Source organism: Flavobacterium calami, assembly GCF_038290035.1.
Classification (GTDB): Bacteria; Bacteroidota; Bacteroidia; order Flavobacteriales; family Flavobacteriaceae; genus Flavobacterium; species Flavobacterium calami.
On the sequence record NZ_JBBYHS010000014.1, the window covers coordinates 34,762 to 54,153 of the forward strand.

The 19,392-nt window shown below is 34.5% G+C and carries 19 protein-coding genes and 1 riboswitch; of the genes, 12 read left to right on the forward strand and 7 right to left on the reverse strand.

Features of this window, described 5'->3' with window-relative positions; all coding sequences use genetic code 11:
- The first annotated feature begins 81 nt into the window (after window positions 1-81).
- From cobT to AAEO57_RS13885, 7 genes are all read left to right on the forward strand, one after another.
- Window positions 82-1,761: a nicotinate-nucleotide--dimethylbenzimidazole phosphoribosyltransferase gene (gene cobT, locus AAEO57_RS13855; protein WP_341693611.1), complete on the forward strand. Its 1,680-nt coding sequence runs from the start codon at window positions 82-84 to the stop codon at window positions 1,759-1,761.
- Window positions 1,762-1,816: 55 nt separating this feature from the next.
- Window positions 1,817-2,602: an adenosylcobinamide-GDP ribazoletransferase gene (locus AAEO57_RS13860; RefSeq protein ID WP_341693612.1), complete on the forward strand. Its 786-nt coding sequence runs from the start codon at window positions 1,817-1,819 to the stop codon at window positions 2,600-2,602.
- The gene (gene cobC, locus AAEO57_RS13865) at window positions 2,587-3,123 is read left to right on the forward strand and encodes an alpha-ribazole phosphatase (RefSeq protein ID WP_341693613.1); all 537 of its coding nucleotides are present in this window, start codon (window positions 2,587-2,589) and stop codon (window positions 3,121-3,123) included. Before AAEO57_RS13860 ends, cobC begins: the two co-directional genes overlap by 16 nt.
- A gap of 56 nt (window positions 3,124-3,179) precedes the next feature.
- Window positions 3,180-3,411, forward strand: a riboswitch (cobalamin riboswitch).
- Between the two features lie 27 nt (window positions 3,412-3,438).
- Complete coding sequence (locus tag AAEO57_RS13870) at window positions 3,439-5,292, forward strand: TonB-dependent receptor plug domain-containing protein (RefSeq protein ID WP_341693614.1); 1,854 nt, start codon at window positions 3,439-3,441, stop codon at window positions 5,290-5,292.
- 4 nt (window positions 5,293-5,296) lie between these two features.
- On the forward strand, window positions 5,297-6,349 hold the full coding sequence (locus tag AAEO57_RS13875; protein ID WP_341693615.1) for a YncE family protein: 1,053 nt from the start codon (window positions 5,297-5,299) through the stop codon (window positions 6,347-6,349).
- A gap of 52 nt (window positions 6,350-6,401) precedes the next feature.
- Window positions 6,402-7,385, forward strand: coding sequence for a T9SS type A sorting domain-containing protein (locus AAEO57_RS13880; RefSeq protein WP_341693616.1), 984 nt, complete (start codon window positions 6,402-6,404; stop codon window positions 7,383-7,385).
- Between the two features lie 356 nt (window positions 7,386-7,741).
- Window positions 7,742-9,172, forward strand: a complete 1,431-nt coding sequence (locus AAEO57_RS13885; RefSeq protein ID WP_341693618.1) for an anion permease — start codon at window positions 7,742-7,744, stop codon at window positions 9,170-9,172.
- On the opposite strand, the gene AAEO57_RS13890 is transcribed toward AAEO57_RS13885, so the two are convergent.
- The gene (locus AAEO57_RS13890; protein ID WP_341693747.1) at window positions 9,169-9,453 is read right to left on the reverse strand and encodes a GNAT family N-acetyltransferase; all 285 of its coding nucleotides are present in this window, start codon (window positions 9,451-9,453) and stop codon (window positions 9,169-9,171) included. The genes AAEO57_RS13885 and AAEO57_RS13890 overlap by 4 nt on opposite strands.
- 283 nt (window positions 9,454-9,736) lie before the next feature.
- On the opposite strand from AAEO57_RS13890, the gene AAEO57_RS13895 reads away from it, so the two are divergent.
- Both AAEO57_RS13895 and AAEO57_RS13900 read left to right on the forward strand, forming a co-directional pair.
- Window positions 9,737-10,396, forward strand: a complete 660-nt coding sequence (locus tag AAEO57_RS13895) for an alpha/beta hydrolase family protein (RefSeq protein ID WP_341693620.1) — start codon at window positions 9,737-9,739, stop codon at window positions 10,394-10,396.
- 103 nt (window positions 10,397-10,499) lie between these two features.
- Window positions 10,500-10,985, forward strand: a complete 486-nt coding sequence (locus AAEO57_RS13900) for a hypothetical protein (protein ID WP_341693622.1) — start codon at window positions 10,500-10,502, stop codon at window positions 10,983-10,985.
- Window positions 10,986-11,156: 171 nt separating this feature from the next.
- On the opposite strand, the gene AAEO57_RS13905 is transcribed toward AAEO57_RS13900, so the two are convergent.
- Entirely contained in the window at window positions 11,157-11,672 is a 516-nt protein-coding gene (locus AAEO57_RS13905; RefSeq protein ID WP_341693624.1) for a DUF2892 domain-containing protein, read from the reverse strand.
- 168 nt (window positions 11,673-11,840) lie between these two features.
- Here AAEO57_RS13905 and rpmH point away from each other — a divergent pair, with 168 nt between their 5' ends.
- Both rpmH and carB read left to right on the forward strand, forming a co-directional pair.
- Entirely contained in the window at window positions 11,841-12,002 is a 162-nt protein-coding gene (gene rpmH, locus AAEO57_RS13910) for a 50S ribosomal protein L34 (RefSeq protein WP_008464848.1), read from the forward strand.
- Between the two features lie 145 nt (window positions 12,003-12,147).
- Window positions 12,148-15,003 carry a carbamoyl-phosphate synthase large subunit gene (carB, locus tag AAEO57_RS13915; RefSeq protein ID WP_341693626.1) on the forward strand — a complete coding sequence of 952 codons (2,856 nt, stop codon included), beginning with the start codon at window positions 12,148-12,150 and terminating at the stop codon, window positions 15,001-15,003.
- A gap of 73 nt (window positions 15,004-15,076) precedes the next feature.
- Here carB and yiaA read toward each other — a convergent pair whose 3' ends face one another.
- From yiaA to AAEO57_RS13940, 5 genes are all read right to left on the reverse strand, one after another.
- On the reverse strand, window positions 15,077-15,475 hold the full coding sequence (gene yiaA / locus AAEO57_RS13920; protein WP_269237313.1) for an inner membrane protein YiaA: 399 nt from the start codon (window positions 15,473-15,475) through the stop codon (window positions 15,077-15,079).
- Window positions 15,476-15,663: 188 nt separating this feature from the next.
- Entirely contained in the window at window positions 15,664-16,203 is a 540-nt protein-coding gene (locus tag AAEO57_RS13925) for a DUF4252 domain-containing protein (RefSeq protein ID WP_341693627.1), read from the reverse strand.
- A 1-nt stretch (window position 16,204) separates the two neighbouring features.
- Window positions 16,205-16,780 (reverse strand): DUF4252 domain-containing protein, encoded by a 576-nt coding sequence (locus AAEO57_RS13930; RefSeq protein ID WP_423972150.1) that lies wholly within the window; start codon window positions 16,778-16,780, stop codon window positions 16,205-16,207.
- 15 nt (window positions 16,781-16,795) lie between these two features.
- A complete protein-coding gene (locus AAEO57_RS13935) occupies window positions 16,796-17,257 on the reverse strand; it encodes a hypothetical protein (protein ID WP_341693629.1) in 462 nt (153 codons plus the stop codon).
- The gene (locus AAEO57_RS13940; RefSeq protein ID WP_341693631.1) at window positions 17,244-17,753 is read right to left on the reverse strand and encodes an RNA polymerase sigma factor; all 510 of its coding nucleotides are present in this window, start codon (window positions 17,751-17,753) and stop codon (window positions 17,244-17,246) included. The genes AAEO57_RS13935 and AAEO57_RS13940 overlap by 14 nt, the downstream gene beginning before the upstream one ends.
- 161 nt (window positions 17,754-17,914) lie before the next feature.
- Here AAEO57_RS13940 and AAEO57_RS13945 point away from each other — a divergent pair, with 161 nt between their 5' ends.
- Window positions 17,915-19,381, forward strand: a complete 1,467-nt coding sequence (locus tag AAEO57_RS13945) for a S41 family peptidase (RefSeq protein ID WP_341693633.1) — start codon at window positions 17,915-17,917, stop codon at window positions 19,379-19,381.
- The last annotated feature ends 11 nt before the right edge of the window (window positions 19,382-19,392 follow it).

A 19,392-nucleotide genomic window follows, 5' to 3' on the forward strand; every position in this document is an offset into this window, starting at 1 on the left:
GAAATTGTAATTGATTTTTTAAACTGCAATTGAAATTGCAATTGATTTTTGAAATTGAAATTGAAATTGATTTTTTTGAAAATGAGTAATCTAGACGACATATTAAAATCACGCCGCGACACACGCCACTTTACAGCTGATGAAGTTCCTGATGAAGTAATTGAAAAAGCTTTGCAGGCAGGACATTGGGCGCCTTCAGTAGGATTAACAGATGCTACCAGATATTATATCATAAAAGACGCAGAAGTAAAAAGCACTGTTAAAAATCTGTTTTTGGATTATAACAAAAAGGCTGAGGAACTTACTGATAATCCGGAACAAAAGGAACATTATAAATCCTTAAAACTGGAAGCAATCGAGGAAGCTCCAATTGGTCTCATCATTGCTTACGACAGATCTGTCCTCAATCAGTTTACGATTGGAACCGTTGGAAGCAATGAAGCGGTAAAATTCAGCTCGGTTTGTGCAGCGCAAAACATCTGGCTTTCGCTTACAGAACAAGGCTATGGAATGGGCTGGGTTTCGATTTTGAATTATTACCAGTTTAAAAAAATACTTGATTTACCCGAAAGCATTGAGCCTCTGGGTTATTTCTGCATTGGAAAACCCGCAACCAATTACGACAATCAGCCTATGTTGCAGCAACTACACTGGAAACAAAAATCTGAAACACCGAATTGTAGCGAAATTAAAACTGTTATTGAAAACAATGTCTCAGATTTTGTTTTAAAAACTCAACCTGAGACTGAAAACACAACAAATTTCAGCAGACTTTTACAGGAAAAAATAGATTCTAAAACCAAACCTGTTGGCGCTTTAGGCACTTTAGAAACGTTAGCTTTTCAAATAGGAAAGGTTTTTAAAACTTTAAATCCCAAAATAATCAACCCGAATATTGTGGTTTTTGCAGCCGATCACGGAATTGCAAATCATGGAGTGAGTGCTTATCCGCAGGATGTGACCCGACAAATGGTTCATAATTTTCTGGAAGGCGGTGCTGCAATTAATGTTTTCTGCAATCAGCATGATATTAAACTCTCCATTGTAGATTCGGGAGTCAATTATGATTTCCCAACGAATGCAAATCTGATCCATGCTAAAATCGCCAAAGGAACCCAATCTTTTTTGCATGCCCCTGCAATGAGCGAAACCGAATTGCAGTTGTGTTTTGAAAAAGGAAAAGCAATTGTAGAAACTATTGCTCAAAATGGTTCTAACTGTATTGGTTTTGGCGAAATGGGAATTGGAAATACTTCTACAGCTTCAGTTCTAATGAGTGTTTTAACCGGTTTTCCGATTGAAGAATGTGTTGGAAAGGGAACTGGGGTTGTTGATGAAAAACTACTTCAGAAACAAAACTTACTTAAAAACGCCATCGATAATTATTCCGGTTCTACTGAATTAATGCAGCAAATCGCCTACTTTGGAGGTTTTGAAATCATACAAATGTCAAGCGGAATGTTAACGGCTTTCGATAACAATATGATTGTTTTGGTTGATGGCTTTATTTGCAGCGTTGCCTTTTTGATTGCTTCAAAAATAAATCCTGCTATTATTCACAATGCTGTTTTCTGCCACTGCTCAGCTGAAAAAGCGCATCAAAAATTATTGAATTATCTGCAGGCAAAACCAATTTTAAATTTAGATTTGCGCCTTGGCGAAGGAACAGGCTGTGCAATTGCTTTTCCAATTTTAAAATCTGCTGAAGCTTTTTTAAACGAAATGGCCAGTTTTGAGAGTGCAGGAGTTAGCAGGAAATGACGAAATTGCAATGTCAATATCAATTGCAAATTTCAATTTTAAAAATATTCAATAAATGAAAAAAGAACTACATATATTTTTTACATGTCTAATGTTTTACACACGGATTCCCTGTCCGAAAAACATTAACCACGATCCAGAATACTTAAACAAAGCCACACGTTATTTCCCTTTAATTGGATGGATTGTAGGAAGCATTTCATTTCTTGCTTTCTATATTTCTTCTCTTTTTATCTCAACCGAAACGGCTGTAATTTTAGGAATCATAGCTTCAATATTAACAACAGGCGCTTTTCACGAAGATGGTTTTGCTGATGTGTGTGACGGTTTTGGAGGAGGCTGGACCAAAGAAAAAATACTGATGATTATGAAAGATAGTGCGATTGGTGCATATGGTGCGATTGGTTTGGTGCTGTTATTTTTATTAAAATTCAAATTGCTTTCAGAATCTATTTTGCTGTTGTTTAGTCACAATTATTTAATTCTTCTGCTGTTTATTTCTGCTCACTCCGTAAGTCGTCTCGGAGCTATTTCTATCATTTTTACTCATGAATATTCTCGCGATGATGCTTCGAGTAAAAGCAAACCCATTGCAAAAAATTACAGCTGGAAAGAAATTCTCGGTTCCTTTTTCTTCGGGCTGCTTCCTTTGTTGATACTTTCCTGCTTTCAATATCAAATCCTTTTAGTCCTAATTCCGGTTTTCGCAACCCGTTATTTTCTGGCTCGTTATTTTCAGAAATGGATTGGCGGTTATACCGGCGATTGTCTCGGTGCAACACAACAGGTTTGCGAAGTGGTTTATTATTTAAGCATTCTTTTGATATGGAAATTTATCTAATTCGTCATACCGAAACAATTTGCGAAAAGGGAATTTGTTACGGACAATCGGATGTCGATATTGCAGTACCTTTTGATAGTATTTTTGAAAATATTCTTTCTCAATTACCCTCGGAAGCTTTGATTTTTTCGAGCCCTTTAAAACGTTGTGTGATTCTGGCAAAATACATTCAGGAGAACATCAGCACGATTTCTTTTCAGGAAGATCATCGTTTAAAAGAAATGAATTTTGGCGACTGGGAATTAAAACCATGGAATGACATTCCGCCTGAGCAGCTCAATCCGTGGATGGAAGATTTTGTAAAAATCAAGGCTTCAAATGGGGAATCTTTCATTGAATTACACGAAAGAGTCGGTGATTTCTTAGCCGAAAAAAAGACAAAAAAAACAAACTCCCCCTTGGTTATTGTTACTCATGCCGGTGTTATAAGAAGCTTTTTATGCCATCACTCCGGGCTTCCATTAAAAGATGCTTTTCAGAACAAAGTTGACTTTGGAGAAGTTATCAAAATAGATTTTTAAAAACTTTTTTTATTAGAAAGTAAATACAAATTTGAATTTTACACTTATTTAACTTTATCTTTGCACCCAATTAAGGTTGTGTTTTTATTACAAAAACACATTAAAAGGGAATCAAGTCACTGATTTTAAATTATTTAAAATCGAAAATCTTGAGCTGTACCCGCAACTGTAAGCTTAGTTCTTTTTAAAGAATGCTTGTTGTTATCTACAAACCACTGTCATAATGTATGATGGGAAGGTAAACAGCAAGACGCAAGCCAGGAGACCTGCCTTATTAACAAATATCGAACTCTCGGGAAAAAGAGTGTAGAAATTATGACTTTAAAAATACGTTTTGCTTTTTGCTTTCTGCTTTTGTGCCAGATTATTTCGGCGCAGAATGACTCTGTTATGAAACTTAAAGAAGTTATTGTATCAGACATTAACCTCAACAAATACTCCAGCTCCCAGTCGGTTCTAAAACTCGGTGATTCAATCATCAATAAAAACAAAGCATTGCTAACCGATTTGCTAAACTTCAATTCCACACTTTACTTTAAAGAATATGGACGAGGAATGCTTTCTACGGTGTCTTTCAGAGGAACAACCTCATCCCAGACAGCCGTAATCTGGAACGGAATCAACATCAATTCACAAATGAACGGCAGCACTGATTTTAATACAATTTCAGGTTCAGATTATAATTCGGTAAGTGCAAAAGCCGGAGGAGGCAGCGTTATTTATGGCAGCGGTGCAATTGGCGGAACGGTACATTTAAACAACGATTTGGACTTTTATAATCGTTTTGAGAATAATTTAAAACTTGATTACGGAAGCTTTAATACAATTGGAGTTAATTACAAAACTAATATTTCCAACAAAAAATGGAGTGCGCAGATTGGTTTTTCCAACAACAGTTCTACAAACGATTATAAATATGTGAACAAATACACCTGGAAAGGCGAACAACGCTGGAACCGTAATGGTGAATACAATATTTTCACAATGAGTGCCAATTTAGGCTATAAACTAAATGCAAAAAACACTCTTAAACTGTACAGCCAAACCTCAAACACAGACAGAAATACTTCTTTAATCACAGAAACCGAAACTCCAAGTAAATATATCAATGGTTTTAACAGGAACTTATTAGAATACGATGGTAATTTCGGTAAACTCAATGCGAATTTCAAAACAGCATACATTTTTGAAAACTATCAGTACTATGCTGATAACTCTACCAATAATTATACATACGGAAAAACAGAAAGCTTAATTACAAAAGCTGGTTTGGGTTATACTCTTTTTAAATCAACCCAGATAAACGGGATTTTAGATTACAACAAAACTACAGGAACAGGCAGCGGTTTTGGAACCAATACCCGCGAAATCAGTTCTGCCTCTTTATTGGTAAAACAGGATATTTCTGCCAACTGGAAAAATGAATTTGGAGTTCGAAAAGAATTTACAGACAATTACAAATCGCCTGTTTTATTCTCTTTAGGTTCTTCTTATCAATTTGGCCAGTTGTACAATTTGAAGTTGAATATATCACGCAATTTCAGAATCCCAACCTTTAATGATTTGTATTGGGAAGTAGGCGGAAATCGTGATTTAAAACCCGAAAGCTCCTATCAGGCTGAAATCGGAAACGTATTTACATTTAACAATATTACACTTACCCAGACTTTCTATTACATTAAAATAAAAGACTTATTGCAATGGGTTCCGGGTAAAAACAGTATCTGGACTCCACAAAACACAGATAACGTAAACAGTTACGGAGCAGAAACCTTGCTGAGCTGGAAAAAGCAATTTGGTAAAAATATTTTTGCAGTCAATGCCACTTATGCGCATACTATTTCTGAAAATATTGACACTAAAAAACAGCTCTTTTTTGTTCCTTTCGACAAAGCTACAGCTTCCGCTTCTTATTCGAGAAATAAATTTTCAGCCTATTACCAGTTTTTATACAACGGATTTGTCTACACCAGAGCCGACAACGATCCTCATGAAATCATAAACGATTATATGATATCCAATATCGGAGCCGATTATGATTTGAAATTTTTAAACTCTTTCAAATTAGGTTTTCAGGTCCTGAATTTATTTAATGAAGCTTATGAAAGTCTCGAAAACAGACCTATGCCGGGTCGCAATTTTAATATGTATTTAATCTTAAAATTTTAATATAATGAAGTTTAATAAATTGTTTTTAATAGCACTTAGTGCCTCTCTATTCATTTCCTGTTCAAGTGATGATGACGATTCAAACACACCACAAGGAGTTTACGATAATGGTGTTTTTATTTTGAATGAAGGAAGTTCAGATCAGGGAACCGTCTCTTTTTTAAGCGATGATTTTAGCGTTTTCACAAAAGATATCTACACAGCGGTTAATGGTGATGACCTGCTTGGAAAATATGCTCAGAATATTTTCTTTTATGAGGATAAGGCTTATATCATTTCAGGAGGTTCTCAGGTAATTAACGTTGTTAACCGATACACCTTTAAATTGGTAGCAAAAATAGAAACGGGTCTTAAAAATCCAAGATACGGTGTAGTAAAAGACGGAAAAGCATATGTAACCAATGCAAACTCTTATGCTGATTGGGGAGCTCCTGCTGATGCACCCGGTAATACAGACGATTATGTTGCTATTATTGACTTAAAAACCAACACATATGAGTCTAAAATTGATCTGAATGCAACTGGTAATCGTCTGGTTTTAGAAAATGGCAAATTATATATTACAGAACCCGTTACAAGCACCAAATTATTAGTAATAAATATCGCTACCAAAAAACTGGAAACTCCAATAGAAATTGGTTCAAATGCTGACTGTATCGAAGAAGAAAATGGTTCACTTTATATCTTAAGAGCGCCTTATACAGACAGAAGCGAAATTGTAAAAGTAAAATTATCTGACAAATCGGTTTCTAAAATTACTTTCCCTGAAACTTTAGATGGCGCTGGTTTTATGGATATCGAAGATGATAAAGTGTATTATACAGTAGGAAGTTCGGTTTATGCAATTAACATCAATGCAACAGCAGCCTCAACAACGCCAATTGTTGCTTCTCCGGCTGGTTATGTATATGGGTTTGCTGTAAACGACAATCGTATTTACATCGCTGATGGAGTTTTCACAAAAGACGGTTCAGCCTACATTTATGATTTAAACGGAGCGTTATTGAAAGAATTAACAACAGGCGTGGGAACAAACGGTTTTTACTTTAATGACTAAAACTAAAAATACCCTTACCAACAATAGTAAGGGTATTTTAAATTAACTACCCATGATAAAAAAATTACTTTTCACCTTATTATTTACATCATCGCTAATTTCTGCACAATCTTATGCTCCGGCAGCAGATCAGACAGGCAGTACTGCCATAGCAAAAAACAGCGCTGTTTTTATAGGCTGGGCAACCGGAATTACAGTAGTAAGAGGACCTCAGGATATTGCTGTACCAAATAGCCCTTTGGCTTCAACCGGAACACCAGCAGACGGGATGAAAGGCGGAACTTCCGGATCAGGCGTGGTATGCCTGGGTGATGGAGGAAGCGCAACCTTAACGTTTGATACTCCGATTGCCAATGGTTCAGGATTTGATTTTGCGGTTTTTGAAAATGGATTTAAAACTGATGGTTCAGGGTTGGCTTTTTTAGAGTTGGCTTTTGTTGAAGTAAGTTCAGATGGAGTTAATTTTTTCAGATTTCCATCGCACAGTGAAACCCAAACTAATACTCAGGTTGGACCTTTTAGCGGAATTGACTGCCGATATATCAACAATCTAGCCGGAAAATATATTAATGGCTATGGAACTCCTTTTGACTTGTCTGATATTCCAAATAACATTTTGTTGGATAAAGACAATATTACACATGTCAAAATAATTGATGTCATCGGAACCATTAATCCTTTGTATGCCTCTTATGACAGTAAAGGAAATATTATCAACGACCCCTATTCAACCAATTTTGCATCTGGCGGTTTTGATTTGAACGGTGTGGGTGTAATTAACCAAAAAACTTTAGGCAATAAAGATTTTAATATTAATGCTGTAATGCTATACCCAAACCCGGCTTCAGATATTGTTTATCTAAACAGCACTGAAGAAACCGACATAACCATTTTAGACATTACCGGAAAAGTGATAAAAAAACTACCTAAAGCAAACTATAACGAAATTACCGTTTCTGATATAATTCCTGGAACATATTTGTTTGAACTGAATATTCAGGAGAAAAAAACCATAAAAAAAATAATCATCAATTAGTTAATTTTGTTTTTTTAAATTGTTTTTGGAAAAAAAGGCTTTCAGTTAATGGAAGCCTTTTTTGTGTTTTTTACAATCCAAATTTTACGAATATTTTTCACACAACATACTTTTTTTCAGTATATTAGATCTATTATTGATACTGATTTTTAGCTAATTACCACTAAAGCTTATTTTAAAAAATCTGAATTCACTAATACCTATCTTTCATTTTGACAATACCTTTTCAAATACTGGTGCCTGGACAAAAAGAAAATAATTCAAAAACCAACAGGCCGGAAAATCCCGGAAGTAGTTATAAATCATTTATTTCAATTGCAATTCAAATTTTAATTTAACTTAATTCTTGTTTTATTATGAAAGAAATAAAAATTACGCAAACCCTGATTACTTTTGCAATCGGAATCGCAATATGGCTGATTCCCGCACCAGAAGGTGTTAAAACAGAAGCCTGGCATTTATTTGCCATTTTTGTAGCTACTATTTTGGGAATTATTTTAAAAGCAGCTCCTATGGGCACCATGTGCATGATTGCAATTGCCTTAACCGCTTTATCACAGGTTTTGGCACCCGGAGATCCCGGAAAATCAATCACACTGGCTCTAAGAGGTTTTGGGGATAAAGTAATCTGGCTTATCGGAATTTCATTTTTCATTGCAAGAGGATTTATCAAAACTGGTTTAGGAAACCGAATCGCCTTTTTATTCGTTAGGATTTTCGGCAAAAGCTCTCTTGGATTAGCTTACGGACTGGGATTGGCCGATTTGGTTTTGGCTCCTGCCGTTCCCAGCAATACTGCCCGAGGCGGCGGAATTGTTTATCCAATTATGAAATCAATGTCAATGAGTTTTGGCTCCATGCCTGATCAGCCGGAAACACACAGAAAACTGGGAGCATATCTTACTTTGAATTGTTACAATGCCAATTTAATCGCCTCTTCAATGTTTTTGACTGGTACAGCAAGTAATCCAATGTGTCAAAAATTTGCACTTAATTTAGGGATCAAAATTAGCTGGATTTCCTGGGCAATAGCTGCAATTGTTCCCGGCTTGGTAGCTTTTTTTGTAATTCCGTTTGTATTGTATAAAATTTATCCGCCGGAACTCAAAAAAACTGGGGATGCACCACAATTTGCTGCTCAGAAATTAAAAGAAATGGGAGCCATATCCCGCAACGAATGGATGATGCTCCTAACATTTTTTATTTTACTGTTCCTCTGGATGACGGGTGATTTGTTTTCAATTGACGCTACCTCAACTGCTTTCATTGGATTGGTCATTCTTCTTTTGACTTCAGTTTTAACGTGGGATGACGTAAAAGCTGAGACAGGTGCATGGGATACCATAGTGTGGTTCTCCGTTTTAGTCATGATGGCAAGTTCGCTAAATGAATTAGGATTTATTGGCTGGTTTAGCGATTTAGTAAAAGAGCAAATTGGAGGTTTAAGCTGGCAAATGGCTTTTCCTATCATAATATTGGTATACTTTTTCAGCCACTATCTTTTTGCAAGCGCAACTGCGCACGTAGCCGCCATGTACGCAGCTTTGCTGGGAGTAGGAATTTCCATCGGGATACCTGGTTTGCTTCTCGCCTTTATGCTCGGTTTCGTAGGATCTCTTTACGGAACTTTAACCCATTACGGACACGGACCTGCACCAGTTTTCTTCGGAAGCGGTTATGTCGACCTGAAAAGCTGGTGGGTCAAAGGATTAATAACCGGACTGGTTATGCTCTTTATCTATATGGTAATTGGCGGATTGTGGCTCCGATTAATTGGCTATTTTTAAATCCTGATTCCCGGCGGAAGCAATTCTTTGTATTTTGGATTTTTTTTGAAAAAAGAAACAATTTTCGGATGAATCGGCACCACTCTGAGTTTTTTCTCTTCAATAAGTCCCATAATATTTCCGAGTAAAACATCAATTATCGCCTGATTGTCATATCCTTCAGGCGTATTGATTTTAGTTAGAAATATTTTCTTTTCCTGAAATGAATATTCAACAGAAAGTAATCCTTCGGGCACTAAGGTTTCAAATTGTCTTGCAAAAGCATTGTCTTTGATTACCATAGTAGTTTCAATAGATTCCATAATGATCATGTTTTTTAGCAGGTTTAAAAATAAATTCAGGGCGATACCCGGTCTCAATTCCTCTTCAGAATAATAAACTCAGGCAATTTGGACTGCAAAGTTAATCATTTGATTATCAATATGAAATTATTTTTCAATCTATCATACTTATGATTTTACCATTTTATTAATTTCAGTGAATAATTCAATAACAATATTGTTTTGCATATTGATAAAAAAGGTAATTTTAGCTTAAAAATTCTGCAATTAAAACTTTTTGCAAATGAGCAAGATTCCTGTTTATTTTATGCCTGGATTAGCTGCCAGTCCTACCATTTTTGAAAGAATTAAATTAGATGAGACTCTTTTTGAAATGTTTCTTCTGGAATGGGAAATTCCAAAACCAAAAGAATCATTATCGGATTACGCACTTCGAATTACAAAAAACATTAAACATGAAAACCCTGTTTTAATAGGTGTCTCTTTTGGAGGAATATTAGTTCAGGAAATGGCCAGACATATCGAAGCCCGAAAAGTAATTATTATTTCGAGCGTCAGAAGTAATGCGGAATTCCCAAGAAGAATGAAAATCGGAAAAACTACAAAAGCTTACAAACTCATCCCGATGAAGCTCATTTTAAACATTGAGAATCTTGCCAAATATTCCTTTGGAGAAAAAGTCAATAAACGCATCAAATTGTATGAGAAGTTTTTAGCTGTCCGCGATTTGAATTATTTACAATGGGCTGTCGAGTCTGTAATATTGTGGGACAGAAACCAAATAGACGAAAAAGTAATTCATATTCATGGCGACCAGGATGATGTTTTCCCTATAAAATACATCAATAAATGTATTGTTGTAAAAGGCGGTACACACATTATGATTTTGAATAAATACAAATGGCTCAATGAAAATTTGCCTTCGATTATATTGGAATCTTAAAATTCTAAATTTAGAAATTCCAAATTCCAAGTTTTAACCACAATCTTGTCATCCCGAGGGACGAGGGATCTTGACAAGTATCTCCATAAAGAAATTCAAAAAGATGAGAATCTGTATAGTAGCTTTGATTTTAATTTTATCAGGATGCAAATCTCCTATGAAGGATTACGATTTTACTTTTTTTAAATGGAATATTCGCGAGTCCTATTATCTGAAGTTCAATTCTTCTGACACGCTTTACTATGTCAATGTGTATGGATACAAAGAAGAAACATCTTTCACAATTCTTGGCGAAGATGAAAAAGAAAGAATTCAAACCATATTAGATACTATAACTTTTCCAAAAGAGGAAACTTTTGAAAATAACTTGATTGAAGACGGACAAACTAATGCATTTGTATTAAAAAATGGAAAACAATCCAAAAAACTCAAAATGCACAGTAATGGACCTGATCAATTTTGGCGTTTTGGAAAATCATTGGATGTAATTAAAAACAATCATGTTTTTATTAAAACAAATAAAAAAATTGATTTAAGTGAAATTAATAAAATGGTTTTAATGCCAGCTCCTCCTATTTTAAGTCAATAACTTAAAAAGGTTTTCTTACAAACATATTCTCATAGCCCTGATAGGCAGCGGCATCCTTTTATGGTGGTGTTCGCCATAAAAGATACAAGCGGATAGCAGGAAACAGCTCAAAAAAAATTCCAAACTCACATTTTGGAATTTGGAATTTAGAATATTGTAATTTTAGAAAATTTAAATTTTCTTCATTTGTTCCTTCATCATAGAAATCTGGTCTTTCAGCATTCCCTGTTTGTCTAATTTTTTAGCTTCGTTTAATAAATTAGTCGCTTCCAGTTTTCTTCTGCGGGACATTGCAACTCCGGCAAGGTTTAGTTTCGCAACGGCTAAATCCATATCCATTGACAATCCAAGTTCGATTGCTTTTTTGAAATGCTTTTCAGCCTGATTAATATTAGTCTGAGATAACATGATTCCTTGCAGATAATTTAGATATCCCTGTTGTTTTCTCACCAATGCTGTCTCAGGATTTTTGATGTATGCCAGCCATTTTTTAGCGCCTTCAAAATCTTGTTTTCTTAATTTAAGGAATGCTAAAAGGATAAATTCGTTTTTGAAATAAAGAAAAACTGGAATTGCTGATAATAAAATAAGAAAAATTCCATTTCCTGTATAGTCATCAGTAATTAGATAAATACCAGCAACTACAAGAAGTCCGGCTAAAATAAGTTTTATAATTTTGTTAAACATAATAGATGTATATTTGTGATTGCAAAGATAGCAAAAGGAATTAAAAATATTTTTATAAAACTACTTGCCAGAAAAAAAAGTCTTTGTATATTTGCACTCGGTTTTTGAACAACGATATCCAAAACCAAGAAAGAGTTAATTAGATACCATTTTTAAAGATACAAAGCAATGAGCAAAAGAACATTTCAACCATCGAAAAGAAAAAGAAGAAATAAGCACGGATTTATGGACAGAATGGCTTCTGCGAATGGAAGAAAAGTTCTAGCGCGTAGAAGAGCAAAAGGAAGACATAAATTAACTGTTTCTAGCGAACCTAGACACAAAAAATAATGTTTGTATAAACATACATAAGGCGATTACTTTTTTAGTATCGCCTTTTTTTATACCTTGTCGGTAAAAATTTTCTCAACATTCTAGTTTATAGCACACTAGAATCGTTTTTTAAAATCGTAAATAACTACACAATACATATAAAATGCCTAAAGACACATCAATAAAATCAGTTTTAATTATAGGTTCAGGACCTATTGTTATTGGCCAGGCTTGCGAATTCGATTATGCAGGATCTCAATCTGCTCGTTCGATTCGTGAAGAAGGAATTGAGGTTATCTTGATTAACTCGAACCCAGCAACAATTATGACCGACCCATCTATGGCCGATCATATTTATTTGAAACCTTTAACAACAAAATCGATTATTGAAATTCTTAAGGAACATCCGCAAATTGATGCTGTTTTACCAACAATGGGAGGTCAGACTGCTTTGAACTTGTGTTTGGAAGCTGAAGAAAAAGGAATCTGGCAGGATTTCGGGGTAAGATTAATCGGTGTTGATGTAAATGCAATTAATATTACTGAGGACAGAGAGCAGTTTAAACAGCTTTTAGAAAAAATTAAGGTTCCAACGGCGCCTGCAAAAACAGCTACTTCTTACCTTGAAGGAAAAGAAATTGCTCAGGAATTTGGCTTCCCGCTTGTAATTCGTCCTTCGTTTACACTTGGAGGAACCGGAGCAGCTGTGGTTTACAAAAAAGAAGATTTTGATGAGCTTTTAACCAGAGGTCTTGAAGCGTCTCCAATTCACGAAGTTTTGATCGACAAAGCTTTGATGGGATGGAAAGAATACGAATTAGAGCTTTTAAGAGATAAAAATGACAACGTTGTAATTATCTGTTCGATCGAAAACATGGACCCAATGGGAATCCATACTGGAGATTCGATTACAGTTGCTCCGGCAATGACATTATCTGATACCACTTTCCAAAAATTACGTGACTACGCAATTTTGATGATGAGAAGTATCGGAAACTTTGCAGGAGGATGTAACGTACAATTCGCAGTTTCTCCAGACGAAAAAGAAGATATCGTAGCAATCGAGATCAATCCTCGTGTGTCTCGTTCTTCTGCTTTGGCATCAAAAGCAACCGGATATCCAATTGCAAAAATTGCTTCTAAACTAGCTTTAGGATACAACTTAGATGAATTGCAAAACCAAATTACAAAATCGACTTCGGCTCTTTTCGAACCAACTTTAGATTACGTAATCGTAAAAATACCTCGTTGGAACTTCGATAAATTTGAAGGTTCAGACAGAACTTTAGGTCTTCAGATGAAATCTGTGGGTGAAGTTATGGGAATTGGACGTTCTTTCCAGGAAGCACTTCACAAAGCAACTCAATCTCTAGAGATTAAGAGAAACGGTTTAGGTGCTGACGGAAAAGGCTACAAGAATTACGAACAAATTATCGAGAAACTAACTTATGCAAGCTGGGATCGTGTTTTTGTAATTTATGATGCTATCGCAATGGGAATTCCATTAAGTACCATTCATGAAATTACAAGAATCGATATGTGGTTCCTGAAACAATACGAGGAGCTTTATATCTTAGAAAAAGAAATTTCAAACTACAAAGTTTCAAATCTTCCAAAGGAATTATTGCTTGAGGCGAAACAAAAAGGTTTTGCAGATAGACAATTAGCACACATGATGAGTTGTTTAGAAAGCGAAGTTCACGCTTTGCGTATGGAACAAAAAATCAACCGTGTATTCAAACTGGTTGACACTTGTGCGGCTGAATTTAAAGCATTAACACCTTACTACTACTCTACTTTTGAAGCTGAAATTGAAAAAGCTAACGGAGAACGTTTTGTTGACAACGAAAGTATTGTAACAGATAAAAAGAAAGTAATTGTTTTAGGTTCTGGGCCAAACAGAATTGGACAAGGAATCGAGTTTGATTACTCTTGTGTACACGGAGTTTTAGCTGCGAAAGAATGTGGTTACGAAACAATCATGATTAACTGTAATCCTGAAACGGTTTCTACAGATTTCGATACAGCTGATAAATTATACTTCGAACCCGTTTTCTGGGAGCATATTTATGATATTATCCAACACGAAAAACCAGAAGGTGTAATCGTTCAGTTGGGTGGACAAACGGCTTTGAAATTAGCTGACAAACTTTCTAAATACGGAGTAAAAATTATCGGAACTAGTTTCGACGCACTTGACTTAGCAGAAGACAGAGGAAGATTCTCAGACTTATTGACTGAATTAAACATTCCTTTCCCAAGATTCGGAATCGCTGAAACAGCTGATGAAGCTTCAAAATTGGCAGATACTTTAGATTTCCCGCTTTTAATTCGTCCTTCTTATGTATTAGGAGGTCAGGGAATGAAAATTGTAATCAACAAAAAAGAGCTTGAAGAGCATGTTATCGATTTATTGAAAGCAATTCCAGGAAACAAATTATTACTAGATCACTACTTAGCCGGAGCAATTGAAGCCGAAGCTGACGCGATCTGTGATGCTGATGGAAATGTGTACATCATCGGAATCATGGAACACATCGAACCTTGCGGAGTTCACTCTGGAGATAGTAACGCAACATTACCTCCTTTCAACTTAGGAGAATTTGTAATGCAGCAAATTAAAGATCATACGCATAAAATTGCAAGAGCTTTAAAAACTGTTGGTTTGATCAATATTCAGTTTGCGATTAAAGACGATACAGTTTACATTATCGAGGCAAATCCGAGAGCTTCCAGAACGGTTCCGTTTATTGCAAAAGCTTACGGAGAGCCTTATGTAAACTACGCTACAAAAGTAATGTTAGGTCATAACAAAGTAACTGACTTTGATTTTAACCCACAATTAAACGGTTATGCAATCAAACAACCGGTTTTCTCTTTCAGCAAATTCCCGAATGTAAACAAAGCATTAGGACCTGAAATGAAATCGACAGGAGAAAGCATCTTGTTTATTGATGACTTAAAAGACGATCAATTCTACGAATTGTACTCCAGAAGAAAAATGTATTTGAGTAAATAATCTCAGGTTCTATTATAAAAGTAAAGCTCCAATTTTTCATTGGAGCTTTTTTTATTTTTAAATCAATTTGATGTTATTCTCCTTGACCAAAGTTCATGTTGTCTCTGGTGTTTTTTTGAACTGAAATAGCTCCAAACAATGCTAATAAAAAAGCAAATGCGTAGAAACCTTTTTCGCTTGGCAAAATTGTAGCATTCCATAATCCTACAACTAAAAGCACAATTGAAAGCAATGTTCCGAACCAGCAAATTCCGTAATAAATATCAGTTACAGGAAGATTTTCAAGTCTGTCTCTTACACTTTTCTGCAATGAAACAACGGCAAAAAGCCCGAACATTAAAACGGTAAAATAATATCCTTTTTCGTTTAATAACATTTCTGCTCTGGCAAGTCCAACAATAAAACCGATTGTTCCTGCACCAAGCGCTACCCAAGATGCTGCGATAAAAGCATTTGAAGTTTTTTGTATCATATTAATTCTGGTTTAATTAAATTTGAGATTTTGATTTTTGTTTTTTTTTGTAATCTCATTTGGTAAATGTAATTAATTTTGATTAATCAAAAAATAAATCCAGAATCAAATTAGTAAGTATTATCTGCATTATTGTAAAAAGAAAAGCCCCAATAAATTGGAGCTTTCTATTGTAAAAGTAAGATGTATTATTTTTCAAGCAACTTCTCTAAAGGCTTTAACTGTTCCATGTTTATTTTAGAATTTTGTAAAACAGACATTAAAATCATAATATTATTCGGATTCATATTTTTTCCTAAAACACGGATCACAGCAAAACCATTTTCTTTTCGGTTGGCAAAAATTACAAATTCTTCTATATCTTCATCAGTACCTACAAAACTTATTGTAGCACCATCTTTACCAGACCCCACCTTCATTAATTCCTGATATTTAGGGCTTTTCAAAATACCTTTTATCTTTACCCTTTCTGCTTCAAATTCTGTTTGATTTTTATCATTTGCTTTGAAAGCCAAAATATTCATTTTATCAAAAGAATTTAAAGCTTCAGCTTGTTCTGTAGATAATTTTGTCTGATCAATATTTAAAATACCGGGAGAAATATCCAGCGCAATAAAATTTTTCTTTTCAGAGTTTTCTACAAAATACTTTTGCAATGAAGGTTCAGAATTACAACTTGTCAAAGCTAGTAAACCCAGAAAAATTAAAGTAACAACATTGCTTTTCATACTACTTTTTGCTTTTAGAAGCCTTTTTTAAATCAGAACCTCCAGGAAGCTGCATTTTATCTGTTAAAACCGAAATTTCGTTTAAATCAAAGTTCCCTGTTAAAGACAACAAAACAGTTTCTTCATTTTTCGCACCATCAATAAACATAAATAACTCTTTTATTTTTGTATCGTTTGCACTGGATTTAACGTAGATTTTTACATTTTTACCACTATCGTTAATACGCATTAATTCTTCTAAGCTCGCAGATTTGATGTATTTATCTGCCGAAAGTTTCATATCTGCTTCTACTTTTGGATTACTGGTTGTAAACACCTTCAAGTTGTCCAGCTTTTTAATAAGACTCATATACTGCTGAGTTTCTTTATCAGAAGGATCAACTTTTACTTTACTCATTATATCAAACATTTTTTTGTTTACAATTACAGACGTCACATCATCCTGACCGTCATATTTATCAAAAGCACTTTGTGCATAAAAAAACTGACTAATCAAAACAAAGACAAATGTCAAAATGATTTTTTTTGTCATGCTATTTTCATTTTCCTGCATGTATTTATGAATTGCTGATTTCATTTTTATCGGATTTAATTATTGTTTAAAGATCTTGTTTTTTGATTGTTCGTATTCATTAATGTATTGTACACTTTCTATACCCACATTAACATTCTTTGATAATAAAGCCAAAGCTTTTTGCGTTGCTTTTAAGGCTTCTTCGGGATCATCATAGGTTCCTAATTCTGTTTGCGAAGCCATTTCAGATCTGTTATTTTGTTCGCTAACAAAAAAGTAAGTTCCTATACCCAGTAAAAGAACTGCTGATGCCGCAATCGATAACCACGCTACTTTACGTTTCTTAGATTGTAGTGGAATTTCATACGCCGATTTTTGTTCTTTTACCTGAGAGAAATAACCAAACACAGGCTTGTATTGCTCCAAATGCTGCGCAACATCGGGCGAAGAAAAATATTCTTTTAACTCGTTTTCTTCAGCAATAGTTGTTTCTCCCTGAAAGTATTTTTCTAATATATTTTCTATTTTATTTAATTCCATAACTGTGTGCATTAAGCATTGATTCCCTAATTTTTTTTCTGGCTCTTGAAAGTGCCACCCGAATTGCAGTTTCATTCATATTTACAATTTTGGCAATTTCTTCAAATTCATATTGTTCAACATCACGCAACTGAATTAATACCTGAAGCTGTTCCGGCATTTGATTTATTATTTTCTCAACCCATTCCAAACTATCTGAGTCTTCCAGTTTTTTATCCAATCGAGCTTCACGATCTGTAAAATTATTGTGCACAATTTTAAGATTATCTGCTCTTTTAGACTTTAGCTGATCCAGACAATAATTTTTTGTCATGGTCATTGCCACGGCTTCAACATTATTATAGGTATTTAAGCTATCTTTTTTACTCCATAATTTAACCATCACCTCCTGAGTAGCATCTTCTGCCTCTTCAGTACTCGTAAGCAATCGTTTTGCCAGACGAAAAACTTTGTCTTTAAAGGGATTTACTAATTCTATAAACACATTTTGGTTCATAAATTATTACGTTTTTCGTTAGCTTATATAGTCAAGACGAGCCACTATTATTTTTGTTACAATCAAATTGAAATATATTATCAAAAAAAATGCTGCAATTTATTAAAGTTAAAACTAAAGATACTACTTTTATATTGATACAATATGAAACCCTATTTTGCATGAAAAGAATATCAAAGAATTTAGTTTTATTGTTTTTGGCAGCTTTTAGCCTGCAGGCCTGTGAAGACAATGATGATGTAGCGACTCCAATAGACCTGCAAGTAAATAATTTTATATGGAGAGGACTAAATGAAGTTTACTTATGGCAAGCTGATGTGCCTAACTTGGCGGACAACCGTTTTGCAGACCAAAATGCCCTTGATTCATTTTTGAAAGGATATTCAAAACCAGAAGATTTATTTGAAGATTTATTAAACAAACCTGAAAGCAAGTATCCAAACGGAGACGCTATTGACCGTTTTAGCTGGATCGTGAACGATTACACTGTTTTGGAACAGGAATTAAACGGAATTACAAAAAACAGTGGTATTGATTTTAGATTAAGCAGACAGTCAACAGGATCTGACAATTTAGTAGGCTACGTACGTTATATTATCCCTAACTCAGATGCTTCGAAGAAAGAGATTAAACGTGGAGACCTTTTTACGAGTGTTAACGGAACACCGCTCACAATTTCAAATTATGAAAAATTGTTACTGGATTCAGATAGTTACACTTTAAATTTAGCTGATTTCAACAACAATTCCTTTGTTTTAAATGGTAAATCTGTTGCATTAACAAAAACCACTTTAGAAGAAAACCCAATCTTAATCAATAAAACAATAACCTCAGGAAGTCATAAAATTGGATATTTAATGTATAATGGCTTTTATGCAGAATATGACAACGAACTGAATCTGGTTTTTGGAAAATTTAAATCAGAAGGAGTTACCGATTTAGTTTTAGATTTAAGGTACAATGGCGGTGGTTCTGTTCGCTCTTCAATTAGATTAGCAAGTATGATAACGGGGCAATTCCCAAATGATATTTTCGCAAAAACACAATTTAATTCCAAACAGATGAATGCTCTAAGCAGTTCAGAATTAGAGTCCCTAAATGATCGATTTATATCATCATTTGACGGAAATGCTGTCAACAGCTTAAAATTAAACACATTATATGTTATCACAACAGAAAGTACTGCTTCTGCAAGCGAGTTAGTCATTAACGGCTTAAAACCATATATTAATATAATTCAAATTGGCGATGTCACTACGGGTAAAAATGTCGGCTCATACACGCTTTATGATTCTGAAAGCTTAACAAAAACAAAAGTAAACCCGACTCATAAATATGCAATGCAACCTTTAGTTTTCAAAATATCAAATTCAGCCAATTTTGGAGATTATACACAGGGCTTACAACCAACTTATCAGCAATATGAATACGTTAGCAGCTATGGCATTTTAGGCGACCCATCTGAACCTTTATTAAATTTGGCAATCTCAAAAATTACAGGTTCAACTTCAAAAAGAATACAAACTGATAAAAGCCAAACTCTTCCTTATTTTAAAGATTCAAAATCAATGCGTCGTTTTGGACAAGAAATGTATTTAGAAAATCCTCCAAAAGGCTTTAAACCATAAATTAATAAAAT

Coding starts and splice junctions, on each gene's coding strand:
- AAEO57_RS13930 (WP_423972150.1), bottom strand. CDS start 16,780: ATGAAATCAGCAATTCATAAATACATGCAGGAAAATGAAAATAGCATG.
- cobT (WP_341693611.1), top strand. CDS start 82: ATGAGTAATCTAGACGACATATTAAAATCACGCCGCGACACACGCCAC.
- AAEO57_RS13900 (WP_341693622.1), top strand. CDS start 10,500: ATGAGAATCTGTATAGTAGCTTTGATTTTAATTTTATCAGGATGCAAA.
- AAEO57_RS13890 (WP_341693747.1), bottom strand. CDS start 9,453: ATGGTAATCAAAGACAATGCTTTTGCAAGACAATTTGAAACCTTAGTG.
- yiaA (WP_269237313.1), bottom strand. CDS start 15,475: ATGATACAAAAAACTTCAAATGCTTTTATCGCAGCATCTTGGGTAGCG.
- AAEO57_RS13945 (WP_341693633.1), top strand. CDS start 17,915: ATGAAAAGAATATCAAAGAATTTAGTTTTATTGTTTTTGGCAGCTTTT.
- AAEO57_RS13905 (WP_341693624.1), bottom strand. CDS start 11,672: ATGTTTAACAAAATTATAAAACTTATTTTAGCCGGACTTCTTGTAGTT.
- AAEO57_RS13860 (WP_341693612.1), top strand. CDS start 1,817: ATGAAAAAAGAACTACATATATTTTTTACATGTCTAATGTTTTACACA.
- AAEO57_RS13940 (WP_341693631.1), bottom strand. CDS start 17,753: ATGAACCAAAATGTGTTTATAGAATTAGTAAATCCCTTTAAAGACAAA.
- AAEO57_RS13895 (WP_341693620.1), top strand. CDS start 9,737: ATGAGCAAGATTCCTGTTTATTTTATGCCTGGATTAGCTGCCAGTCCT.
- AAEO57_RS13935 (WP_341693629.1), bottom strand. CDS start 17,257: ATGGAATTAAATAAAATAGAAAATATATTAGAAAAATACTTTCAGGGA.
- carB (WP_341693626.1), top strand. CDS start 12,148: ATGCCTAAAGACACATCAATAAAATCAGTTTTAATTATAGGTTCAGGA.
- rpmH (WP_008464848.1), top strand. CDS start 11,841: ATGAGCAAAAGAACATTTCAACCATCGAAAAGAAAAAGAAGAAATAAG.
- AAEO57_RS13885 (WP_341693618.1), top strand. CDS start 7,742: ATGAAAGAAATAAAAATTACGCAAACCCTGATTACTTTTGCAATCGGA.
- cobC (WP_341693613.1), top strand. CDS start 2,587: ATGGAAATTTATCTAATTCGTCATACCGAAACAATTTGCGAAAAGGGA.
- AAEO57_RS13870 (WP_341693614.1), top strand. CDS start 3,439: ATGACTTTAAAAATACGTTTTGCTTTTTGCTTTCTGCTTTTGTGCCAG.
- AAEO57_RS13925 (WP_341693627.1), bottom strand. CDS start 16,203: ATGAAAAGCAATGTTGTTACTTTAATTTTTCTGGGTTTACTAGCTTTG.
- AAEO57_RS13875 (WP_341693615.1), top strand. CDS start 5,297: ATGAAGTTTAATAAATTGTTTTTAATAGCACTTAGTGCCTCTCTATTC.
- AAEO57_RS13880 (WP_341693616.1), top strand. CDS start 6,402: ATGATAAAAAAATTACTTTTCACCTTATTATTTACATCATCGCTAATT.